The 12161-nt window shown below is 50.9% G+C and carries 7 protein-coding genes; all 7 read left to right on the top strand.

Annotated features, from left to right (window positions below):
- Positions 1 to 43 precede the first annotated feature (43 nt).
- From Pan161_RS05070 to Pan161_RS05100, 7 genes are read left to right on the top strand one after another with little or no spacing between them, the layout of a single operon-like run.
- Positions 44 to 850 (top strand): DUF4159 domain-containing protein, encoded by an 807-nt coding sequence (locus tag Pan161_RS05070; RefSeq protein WP_145224631.1) that lies wholly within the window; start codon positions 44 to 46, stop codon positions 848 to 850.
- Between the two features lie 46 nt (positions 851 to 896).
- The gene (locus tag Pan161_RS05075) at positions 897 to 1922 is read left to right on the top strand and encodes an AAA family ATPase (protein WP_197995704.1); all 1026 of its coding nucleotides are present in this window, start codon (positions 897 to 899) and stop codon (positions 1920 to 1922) included.
- On the top strand, positions 1919 to 2851 hold the full coding sequence (locus Pan161_RS05080) for a DUF58 domain-containing protein (RefSeq protein ID WP_145224632.1): 933 nt from the start codon (positions 1919 to 1921) through the stop codon (positions 2849 to 2851). The genes Pan161_RS05075 and Pan161_RS05080 overlap by 4 nt, the downstream gene beginning before the upstream one ends.
- 28 nt (positions 2852 to 2879) lie before the next feature.
- Positions 2880 to 4988, top strand: coding sequence for a vWA domain-containing protein (locus Pan161_RS05085; RefSeq protein WP_145224633.1), 2109 nt, complete (start codon positions 2880 to 2882; stop codon positions 4986 to 4988).
- 2 nt (positions 4989 to 4990) lie between these two features.
- On the top strand, positions 4991 to 8728 hold the full coding sequence (locus tag Pan161_RS05090; protein ID WP_145224635.1) for a DUF4175 family protein: 3738 nt from the start codon (positions 4991 to 4993) through the stop codon (positions 8726 to 8728).
- Positions 8725 to 11064: a glutamine amidotransferase gene (locus Pan161_RS05095; protein ID WP_145224637.1), complete on the top strand. Its 2340-nt coding sequence runs from the start codon at positions 8725 to 8727 to the stop codon at positions 11062 to 11064. Before Pan161_RS05090 ends, Pan161_RS05095 begins: the two co-directional genes overlap by 4 nt.
- Positions 11064 to 12128 carry a hypothetical protein gene (locus Pan161_RS05100; RefSeq protein WP_145224639.1) on the top strand — a complete coding sequence of 355 codons (1065 nt, stop codon included), beginning with the start codon at positions 11064 to 11066 and terminating at the stop codon, positions 12126 to 12128. Before Pan161_RS05095 ends, Pan161_RS05100 begins: the two co-directional genes overlap by 1 nt.
- Positions 12129 to 12161: the final 33 nt, after the last annotated feature.

The following is a 12161-nucleotide window of genomic DNA, read 5'->3' on the forward strand; positions in this document are numbered from 1 at the left end:
ACAGGTTGATGTAGGGACTGAAAGGGCTCAGGAGGAGCCTGACATGAAGAGAACGCTGATTTTACTGGCAGCCATCTGTGTAACACTAGTCGTTGTTACGATCTGCATCGCACAGTACCGCAAAGGAATTCCCGCGGACCGCGGCGGTGTTCCCGAATGGAAAAATGACCCGGAATTCAAACACGATGTCTTCACCTTTGTCAGGGTCCGCTACAACTCCCACCAGGGTTGGCGCCGCTGGGCCACAGATTACCCGGACAGTGATTTAAACTTCTCCTATCGCCTGCAGCAGCTCACCTCCATGAAAGTTGATCCGGAAGGTCGCGTTCTCGAATTGACTGATAAAGAGCTGTTTGACTTCCCCTTCATTTACATGATCGAACCCGGCTCTCTGGAATTTACCGAGGAAGAAGCCTCCTGCCTGCGGCGTTATTTGATGAATGGCGGCTTCATGATGGTGGATGATTTCTGGGGAGAAGCGGAGTGGGATAACTTCGCGATGGAAATGAAACGCGTCTTCCCGGAACGCGAACTGGTCGACATTCCGCTGGAACATCCCATTTTTCATTGTGTTTACGATCTAAAAGAAAAACCTCAGGTTCCCAGCATCGGCGTCGCACAGTGGGGACGTTCTGAAGGTATCACCTGGGAACGGGAAGATGCGAAAGAAGTGCATTACCGCGGGATCTTTGATGATGCAGGGCGGCTGGTGGTCGTTGTCTGTCACAATACTGATCTGGGTGATGGCTGGGAGCGCGAAGGGGAAGATAAATGGTACTTTCAGGAGTTTTCCGAGAAGAAAGCCTACCCACTGGGAATTAATATTGTTTTTTACGCCATGACACACTGAATCCAGCGCCCATGAAATTTTAGTTTTTTCTATCAGGAGCAGAAACGTGAACCTTAAAGTTGTCTCACCCGATAGCCGCAGTGAAGAGGAACGTATTTTCGAAATGCTGCAAAACAGCCGTCGGCAGATCGATTCGGAAATTTCAAAAGCAGTCATCGGCCAGAAAGAAATCATCGATCAGCTCCTGATCGCGTTGTTTGCCGGAGGACACTGCCTGATCACAGGTGCGCCCGGACTGGCGAAAACACTCCTGGTGAACTCCCTCGCGCAAGTCTTCAAACTGAAATCACAACGGATTCAATTCACTCCAGATCTGATGCCCGCTGATATTACGGGAACAGAAATCCTCGCGGGAGATTCCCAGGAAAACCGGGCGATGAAATTTGTGAAAGGGCCGGTCTTCACAAACATTCTGCTGGCCGATGAAATCAACCGCACCCCTCCCAAAACACAGGCCGCGCTGCTGGAAGCGATGCAGGAAAAACAGGTCACGGTGACCGGAGTTAAGTATGAACTGGATAAACCCTTTTTCGTGCTGGCGACTCAGAATCCGATCGAAATGGAAGGCACTTATCCACTACCGGAAGCACAACTGGACCGCTTCATGTTCAACCTCGTGATTGATTATCTCTCCGAAGATGATGAAGTTGCCGTGGTAACCCAGACGACCGCCCGCGATGCCGAGCCGATTCAGCCACTCTTTACCGGCAGTGACATCCAGCAGTTTCACCAGTTTGTTCGCGAAGTTCCCGTCGCAGAAGAACTCGTCCGCTACGCAGTTCAACTCTGCGCCGCATCGCGACCCAGGCAGGAAACGACACCCGATTTCATCAATGAATGGGTCAACTGGGGAGCCGGACTGCGTGCTGCTCAGAGCCTGATTCTGGGGGCCAAAGCGCGGGCGGTACTGCGGGGACGCGTACATGTCATCCTTCAGGACATCCATGCCTTACTGGCCCCTGTGCTCCGTCATCGCATCCTGATCAACTACCGTGCCGAAGCCGAGGGCATCACTGTCGAATCGGTCGTACAGCAACTGATTGAAACCATTAAAAGGCCCGTCGAAGCATGAGCACACTTCCTTTCAAACAGACATCCCGCTCCAGTCAGAGCCAGAAGCTGATCTCGCAACGGATTGACCCGGCCTGCCTGATGCGCATTAAATCGCTGGAATTGCGCGCCAAATCAGTCGTCGAGGGTACCTGGAAAGGCCTGCATCGCAGTCCTTACCATGGATTTTCGGTCGAATTCACGGAATACCGGGAATACACGCCCGGCGATGATCCCCGTCATATTGACTGGAAACTGGCGGCCCGCTCCAACCAGCATTTTATCAAGCGGTTTGAAGAAGAAACCAACCTCTGCTGTCACATGTTGCTCGATTTAAGCTCGTCCATGCAGTTTGACAGCCTGGGCTACTCCAAGTCTGATTATGCGAAAACACTGGTGGCAACATTCGCCTACTTTCTATCAACGCAACGCGATGCCAGCGGATTGATCATCTTCCATGAACACATCGATTCCATCGTGCCCGCACGATTTACACGCGGGCAACTCAGACGCATCCTCATCGAACTGGAACGCCCTCCTCAGGGCACGCATACAAATCTGGTCTCCCCGCTCAAACATGCCGTGGAAACGATCAAAAAACGAGGGCTGGTCGTATTGATTTCCGACCTGATGACTTCTGTAGATGAGTTGAATACGCAGCTAGGTTACCTACGGGCCAAAGGGCATGAAGTGGCTTTGTTTCAGATTCTGGATCCGGCAGAGGTTCACCTGAATTTTCATGAAACCGCAATTTTTGAAGACCTGGAAACAGGCGAACGTATCTCGCTGAACCCCAAAATAGCACAGGAATATTATCTGCAGCAGTTCAACGCACACCAGGACTCCATCCAGACGATCTGCCGTAAACAGGGTGTGCATTATCACAAATTAACGACGGATACGCCCCTCGAAGTGGGGCTTTCTGATTTTCTGACCGATCGCGCCGCCTGAAAACGAACCAAAGAGGGAAGGAAACAAGTTGAGTTTTTTAACGCCTCTCTATTTAGCTGGATTCATCGCAGTTGGACTCCCGATCCTGTTGCACCTGGTCAGACACCAGCCTAAGAACGTGCTGTTCTTCAGCTCTCTCCGCTTTCTCGAGCACAAACCTCCCCAGACTAATCGCAGAAACAAAGTCGAACACTGGCTGCTGCTCTCATTGCGCGCGCTGGCCGTCATCTTGCTGGTGACCGCATTTGCGCGTCCCTTTTTCAAGAACACCGATCTTGAGCTGACTACCGCTGAACCTGTGAACCAGACCATTCTTCTGATTGACACCAGCTCCAGCATGCGCAGAGATACACTCTGGACTCAAGCCATTCAGACAGCAGAACAGCTTCTCGAAAAGAATGCGCAGAATCAGATTTCGATTTACACCTTCGATTCCAGCCTGCATCCGGTCAAACCACTGCAGGCATCGCCTCAGTCATCACAGCTCCCATCAGCAGAGCAGAACAGGGAACGACTTCAAAACCTGTCGCCAGGCTGGCATGCGACTGACTTGGGACTGGCTTTAGCGGAAATGGCTGCACTGCTGCAGCAACAGGCCATCTCAGATCCGACAGGGACTTCTCTGCAAAACTGCACGATTGAACTGATCACCGATTTTCAAGAAGGCTCACAGATTGCTTCCTTAGCGGAATTCTCCTGGCCTGAATCCCTGCGAGTGCGCCTACACCCCATCCAAACGTCTCAAACCAGTAATGCCGGACTGCAACTGCTGGCGTTCGACCATACTCAGCCCACCGTGCGCATCCTGAATGCATCCGACTCAAAGCAGGAACAGTTCTCCGTGGCCTATGAATGGCTTCCTGGTGATCCTGAACTCGCTCAAACGATTTATGTACCGCGTGGACAATCGCGGGTCCTGCGCCTGCCCGCATGGGAAGCAGATCATCCCACGCCTTTGATCAAACTGAATGGTGATGATCATCCCTTCGACAACACGCTTCATTTTCACCCTCCCCAACAAGAAAACCGAACCGTCGTCCATTATGGTATCCCCGCTGACAATTCGATTCAGTCTCCCGACTACTTCGTGAAACGAGCATTCCCTTCAACACCCGACCGAAAAATTGAATTCCTGACGGTGGGCCCCGATTCACCACAGATACTCGTGGGTACGGCAAACATGGATCTGATGATTCTCAGCCGTGAACTGTCCGCAAATGAAATCCAACAGGTCGATGAATTTCTCAAGCAGGGGGGCATCGCATTTTTTTCATTAAACGATCAAACATCGGCACACTCCCTGAAGGCACTTCTATCACCCTCAAAAGACGAAGCAGTAGAAACTCAAATCGAACCGGCTGAAGTGAATGGCTATGCCTTGCTCACCAACATTGATTTCGAACATAAGCTGTTTCAAATGTTCCAGGCTCCAGAATTTTCCGATTTCACGAACCTGAAATTCTGGAGCTACCAGAAACTTTCCCTGCCAGGCAGCCTGTCCCATCACGTTCTCGCCCGCTTTGACCACCAAAACCCTGCCATTGTCAGTATTCCCCGCGGGGCAGGACGGTTAATCGTCTCCACCTTTGGCTGGACGCCAAAAGAAAGTCAATTTGCACTCTCGACCAAGTTTGTCCCCATCATGAATGCGATCTTGAATCTCAAAACTGAATTCAATGCATCACGAACTCAATTTTTAGTCGGTCAGAAAGTGAGATTACCAGAACCAGTTCAGGTAGTTCACGTCAGCACTCCCTCTGAACCTCAGATTCAGCTTGCCGCCGGCCAGCAGGATTTCGCTGCAACGGTCCAACCGGGCCTGTACCAAATTACAACTGAAGATCAGCTGAAAGCGGCACATCAGTTCGCCGTCAATCTGGATATCAACGAAAGCAAAACGGCTCCATTGCCTGTGGAACAGCTGGAAGCATTGGGAGTCAAATTGATTCAGGCTGGTGAATCGACTGTTAAAGAAACAAAATCAGTCGACCTTCAACGTCAGGCACTGGTTCGAGAACTGGAACAAAAACAGAAGCTCTGGCGCTGGTTAATTCTCGGGGCTCTCGCGCTGCTGGGCCTGGAAACACTGCTGGCAAAATGGTTTGCCGACAAAACTTCTGCGACACGAAAGGCGTAAGTATGGGCCTGTCCGATCTCATTAAACAACTCAATCAGATCATTATCCGCTACCAGACCAGCGTGAAACTGAGACGATTGACCGTACTCTGGCTCGCCGCCTGTAGCCTGACGTTACTCTCTCTACTCTTTCTCAACCCCGTTGACTCACGCCAGGCTCAGTTACTTCTGCTGGCTGGCATACTCGGACTGCCGGTTCTAATGGCAGTAGGAATCCTCGCCTATCGACCTGGAAATCGATTCTCACCGGCGGAGAGACACGCTATTGCCACAATGATTGAACGCACCTATCCAGAACTGGATACCAGCCTGCTGGCCACATTGGAGCTGGAAAAAACAACTCAAGAAACGCTTCCCACCTTTCTACAGGATCGCCTGATTCAACAGGTTCTCACACATGGCAGGCAACATGACTGGAGACAGACCATCTCAAATCGCAGGTTGATCCTGCAAAGCACGACCCACTTGCTCTGCTTCGGGGCCTGGTTTTTCAGCTGTCTGAGTTGCTGGTCCTTCTTAAAGGCTGCTCCCACAAAAGCCAATCTACCATCGACTGCAGCGATCGCCGGAGACACCTATGATGTCGAAATCAAACCAGGCTCCACGGAAGTCGAGATGCAACACCCGTTACTGGTGACAGCACGATTCAAAGGGAAGTCTCCGGACAACGCTGAACTATTTATCAAATACACATCAGGCGAAACAAAACAAATACCGTTGGTAAAACACCTGGATGACCCCGTGTTTGCCGCACGCTTGCCTGCCGTAACAGAAGCGTTGTCGTATCAGGTTCAAACAGCAGACTGGAAGTCCGAGACATTTCGTGTGAAAGTCTATATCCTGCCTGAGCTGGTCCAGCTGAACTCAAATATCACGGCGCCGGACTACACAGGACAGCCAGATCAAAATGTGGAAGACAGCCTGACCATCAGCGCCATTATCGGCTCAAAAGTGGAACTTGAAGCGCATTTTAATAAACCGATTTCAACTGCTGTACTGGAAGCAAACGGACAAACGCCGCTGGAAATGATTGTTGCCTCTGACGGCCTGACTGCACGACTGACCCTGACAGCAGAGTCAGACCAGACCTGGAATTTGAAACTCATCGACTCTGACCAGCGAGAAAACCGAACACCCCCTTTTATTGACCTGGCAGTGATTCCGAACCTGCCCCCTGAAATCAAAATCACATTTCCAGGACGAGACACGCGCGTCTCTCCGCTTGAAGAATCGCTCGTACAGGGAACGGTCGTAGATGATTATGGCCTGCAACAGGTTGGATTTGTTTATTCCATTCCCGGCCAGACTGCTCACACGGTAAAGCTCAAGAATTCCGAACAGAACGATCTGGAATTCGCCGCCGAACATCTGTTATCGCTGGAACAGTTACAGGTTCAACCTGACACTTTAATTTCTTATTACCTGTTTGCAGAAGATTTTGCCGCGGATGGCAGTCCCCGAAGGGTCTCGAGTGACATGTTCTTCATGGAAGTCCGCCACTTCGAAGAAATCTTTCGGCAGGGAAAGTCAGCCGGCGGGGCAAAAGGAGGAAAAAGTGGAGGCAATGCACAACAGGCTGAAAAACTGGCGGAGCAGCAGAAGCAGATCATCAACGCAACCTGGAAAGTCATACGACGGGAAATTAAAGCCACCGTCTCAGCTGAGTTTAAGGAAGATGTCAGTACACTCAAACAGGCCCAGCAGGCTCTGGTGACAGCCACTCTTGAACTGGCTGCCAAGGTAAAAGTACAGAAATCAAAGGCGATCATTAAATCGATTACAACAAAAATGCAGGAAACGGTTGCCTTACTCGATTCGTCCCTGGAAGCCGGGGAAATTGCCCCCTTAACGAATGCCCTTTCCACAGAACAGACCAGCTACCAACTGCTGCTCAAACTCCGCGCGCGTGAACATCGCGTCTCACAGAATAAGAATGGAGGAGGCAGTAAAGGGGGAGGCAGCAATCGTTCACAGAATCAATTACAACAACTGGAGTTGACCAATCAACAGCAACGCTATGAAACAGAAAATCAGGCGACGGCACCTCAGGCAGCTCAGCCTGACCGTGAAACGCTGCAGATCCTCAATCGTCTCAGGGAACTCGCACAACGCCAGAAAGACTTGAACGAGCAACTCAAAGCATTAGCAGACAAACAGCGATTTGCTAAAACCGATCAGGAACGAGAAGAGATCGAACGCCAACTGAAACGGTTACGGGAAAAACAACGGGAACTGCTGAGAAAAGCAGATGAAGTCGCCCAGCGGATGGATCAGTCAAAGCAACCCTCTTCGACGAAATCCCGACGTGAACTGGAACAGACACGAAACCACCTCCAGCAAAGTTCTGAATCACTGAAAGAGGGACAAGTCTCTCGCGCTCTGAATTCTGGAACGCGTGCCCAACAGCAGCTGGATCAGCTCAAAAATGACTTTCGAAAAAAAACCGCCAACCAGTTTGCAGATACGATGCGTGGGCTGAAGCAACAGGCAGAACAACTGGACGAAAAACAGAAACAGATCCATGATCAATTAGACAAACAGCAACAGCAGGCGTCATCTCAGGAACGACGATCGCTGCGCAGAAATCAGGGACAACAGGAACTGGCAAACCAGTTGCAGGATCAGGAAAATCGCCTGAAATCGCTGATGGACCAAATGAAGCAGGTCGTTCAAGAATCTGAGAAATCCGAACCGCTACTCTCCAAACATCTGTACGACGCAATTCGCAAAACCCGCCCGTATCGACCAGAGGACGCATTAAAGAATGCAGCCGAATTATTGAAGAAAGGCGATAACCGTCGTGCTCAGGAAGCAGAGCAACGGGCAGCAGCTGGGATCGACACCATGAAGCAGGGTATTCAAATGGCCGCCGAGAGCGTGTTGGGGAATGATCTGGATGCACTTAAGAAAGCCCGGCAGGAACTCAAGTCGTTGACATCGGAACTGAAACAGGAAACAAGTCTGGCAGCGAATACCAACCAGGCAGATCCTGGAAAATCGTCAAAACGTGCCGCGTCCACACCTGCAGAAATATCTCGGAAACAGGGAATTCAGCAACCGTCCGGTCAGCAAAGCGGGGGCAAACCTTCTGCCCGAAAGAATCCACCAGGCCAGAAATCATCAGGACCATCCCCGCTTTCGGATTCTAAATCCAATCAGCCCGGAAAACCTGGCTCACCCGATTCTTCCCCCGGCTCGTCGCCCGGACAGGGAAAAGGTCAGAAAAGTTCTCCCGTACAACTGGCATCAGCTCAGTCTGGTTCTGGTTCCGGACAGACGGGGCAAGCCAAAAACGCAAAACCATCACCACAATCGATGGCTCCCAAATCGTTGAAAGGATCCCGCAGTTCGGGGAACAGCAACTCGGCAGGAGGCCAGGGGGGACCTGGCAGTCCTGCATCAGGCCCACTGACCGGAAATCAGTTCCGGGAGTGGTCAGATCGGATGCGTGACGTCGAAGAAATGGTGGGGGATGCGGAGCTACGCAGCAAAGTCGCTCAGATCCGTGAACGTGCCCAGAGCATGCGTGCGGATTTCAAACGTCATTCCAAAGCACCTCAGGGAGACTTGGTCAATGCACAAATCCTGGAACCGCTGGTTGAACTACAAAACATTCTCTCCAATGAAATCAGTAAACGAGGCGAGGAAACATCGCTGGCACCGATTGACCGCGATCCGGTTCCGGAAAAATACTCAGACCTGGTCCGTCTTTACTATGAAGAACTAGGAAATGGAAAATGATGTATCTGGCCCAACTTCAATTTGGTGCGCCGGGATGGTTTGCCATCTCTGTGACGGTCATCGCAGGAGGATTCGCGTTATTAATCTACGCTTATCGTTCACTGACTTTAAAACAGTCGCTGTCCGGAGCTGCTTTCTGCCTGAAACTGTCCGCGATTGCCATTCTCTCCATCGCATTGACAGAGCCCTTATGGAGTGGCACGCGTATTCAGCCTGGAACCAACCTGTTTGCGGTTCTGGTGGATGACAGTGCCAGTCTGCAAATTGCAGATCCCGACACAGGACAAACACGTCTGCATCAGGTCCAGCAACTGCTCATGGGAGAGGACCAGAATCAGTCGGCATCTCACCCGCAATGGCTGATTGATCTCGAACAGAATTTCTCCGTGCGAAAGTACTCCGTGGATTCGCATGCCCATGCAAAGTCCGACCTGCAACATCTGACATTCTCCGGTAAACAAAGCAACCTCATTTCCAGCATCAATGAATTAAACCAGCGTTATCAGAAGCTGCCTTTAGCGGGAATCATTCTGATGACCGACGGCATCTCCGCGGAGGAAATCAGCCAACTGCAACAAAGCGTCCCCGTATATCCGGTCCCTATCGGCAGCGAGATTCCTTCCACCGATTTAGCGATTACAAATACGTCGGTCAGTGATTCGCCATTCGAAGATGCCCCGATTCGAATTCTGGCTGATGTCACTGCGACACACTGTCAGCAGAGCCAGGTGGAAACACAACTACTGGATCAGTCCGGGAAGGTCGTGGAATCGGTCACTCGTAAAATCGTTGATCCCGATCAACAGTTACAGATCCGGTTTCAGGTTCGGCCAGATCAACCTGGGATCGCCTTTTATCAGATCAAAACCAGATTGCTTTCCAATGCTAACCCTGAACTGACTCTGTCCAATAATCACCGCACTCTCAAACTCGATCGAGGTCGGATTGCGCATCGTGTACTCTATGTCTCAGGACGTCCTAACTGGGAATTCAAGTTTCTGCGGCGTGCCATTGAAGATGATGAGTATATTCAGCTGGTGGGATTGATCCGCATCGCGAAAAAAGAAGCCAAGTTCGATTTTCGCAGCCGTGAAGGTGAAGAAGGAAATGCACTCTACCGAGGATTTGACCAGCAGAACGAAGCTGAACTGGAACGATATGACCAGCCTGTCTTCGTACGGATCAATACCCAGTCCCCAGATGAGTTAGGCGATGGATTCCCTAAAACAGAAGCAGAACTGTTTCAATATGAGACGATTATCATCGACGATCTGGAAGCAGCTTTCTTTACCCATGACCAGTTGGAATTGATCACCCGCTTTGTGTCTGAACGAGGGGGGGGACTGGTCATGCTGGGAGGACAGGAGTCTTTTCAGCAAGGAGGCTATGACAAAACGGACCTGAAACAGCTGCTACCAATCTATTTTTCACAAAGAATCGATGCGAACATCGAAAGTGACTACCAGTTTGGTCTGACTCGCGATGGCTGGCTGCAGCCGTGGATGCGACATCATAAAAATGAATCGGATGAACACAAACGGCTCGCCGATATGCCTGCATTTAAAACGGTCAATCATGTGGATTCTACCAAACCAGGTGCAATCTTGACTGCGGAACTCAAAGGTTCGCAACAAACCAGACGTCCCGCCATCGCCAGCCAGCGTTACGGCCTGGGACGCGTCTCGGCGGTCATGATTGGGGATTTATGGCGCTGGCGGTTGAAAGAAGACTCAACCGATCCGCAGTTGAATAAAGCCTGGCGGCAGTTATTAAGGTGGATGACCACTGATGCTCTGGAACCGGTGAATCTGCAAATGGAACAGAGTTCAGCTGGTTCGGCTGGTACCCGCATCAAAGTCCATGTCCGCGATAAGGAATTTCAGAAACGAAGTGACTACCAGGTCGAACTGGAAATCACCACACCGGAAAAAGAAACACTCAAGCTGACTGCCGATCCCGTGGCTGATCAGCCCGGAGAATACCAGTCTGTTTACCTGCCCGATTCTCCAGGCGGTTATTCGATCACGGCTCGCGTCACCACACCCGACTCAAAAACCAGCACGACGACGGGAGGCTGGGTGCATGCTCCCGAAGCAGTGGAATTCCGCTCTGTGAACCCGGATCTCGCATTATTAAAACAACTGGCAACTGTATCGAAAGGGGAAGTCATTCCTGCTTCTCAACTGTCGCAATTTGTTCGTTCACTCGATCAACGTTCGCTCCCCGTTACCGAAGAATCAATCTCTCCACTCTGGCATCACCCCTGGGTTCTGCTGCTAGTCCTGGGATGCCTGTTTGGCGAATGGTCATTACGACGCTGGAAAGGATTGCCCTGATGCATCTTGATAAGCCTTATGGATTTCTGACGGGATTCTTCTGCCTCAGTCTGCTGCTACACTGTCAGGCAAGTACTGCCGAGTCTTCAGATTCCGAAAAGAAGACCGAGCGAATTATCGTTGTGATGGGAGCAGAAGGGACGTCGGAATACGGTCAGCAGTTTGCAGACTGGTCCGAGCGCTGGCAACAGCTGGCGGCTGCCAAACAGGCTGCATTAACAATCATCGGTGAAAGTCTTGATGCCCGCCATAGTGATCTGGAACTGGTGCTACAGGAATTAAACCGGCAAACAGAACATACAGCAACCTGGCTGATCCTGATAGGACATGGCACCTTCGATGGTAAAACCGCACGCTTTAACCTGCGTGGTCCGGATCTCACTGCTGAAGCGTTAAGCAGTTCGTGTGATGCCATTCAACATCCGCTGGCGGTGATCAACTGCTTTTCATCGAGCGCTCCCTTTCTGGAAACACTCTCCGCTAAAAACCGTGTTGTGATCACAGCGACCAAAACAGGCCACGAATTCTATTTCTCACACTTCGGTAACTTTCTATCCAAAGCCGCCAGCAGCAAACTGGCTGACCTGGATCATGATGGACAGATTTCACTTCTGGAGGCTTATCTGGCTGCCTGTCGCCAGACCGCTGAATACTATCTGGAAAAAGGGGAACTGGCGACAGAGCATGCGCAGCTGGATGACAATGCGGACCAGCAGGGAACACGCGGAGATCAGTTCCAGGGATTGCATCAGGTTCCCGGATCAACCAGAACTGCGGCGCGACTACCCGATGGTCATCGCGCCCATCAATTCATCCTGTTTACCACCCAGCGTATGACACTTGTATCTGGCGAACAGAAGCTGCTCAGGGATGAACTGGAAATTAAAATTCTGGAATTGAAACAACGCAAAGCTTCATTCATCAATCTGGATGAATACTACAAACAGCTGGAACCTTTGATGATTCAACTGGCAAACGTGTATCGCAATATTGATCAAAAAGACAGACGGACAATCTACGATTCACAAGTCATCCCCGCCAATGCAAAAAAGACCAGTCAATAACTGGTCTCTTTGCGTGTTCATTTTGAATGAAGT

Origin of the sequence: Gimesia algae (assembly GCF_007746795.1) — a bacterium.
Classification (GTDB): domain Bacteria; phylum Planctomycetota; class Planctomycetia; order Planctomycetales; family Planctomycetaceae; genus Gimesia; species Gimesia algae.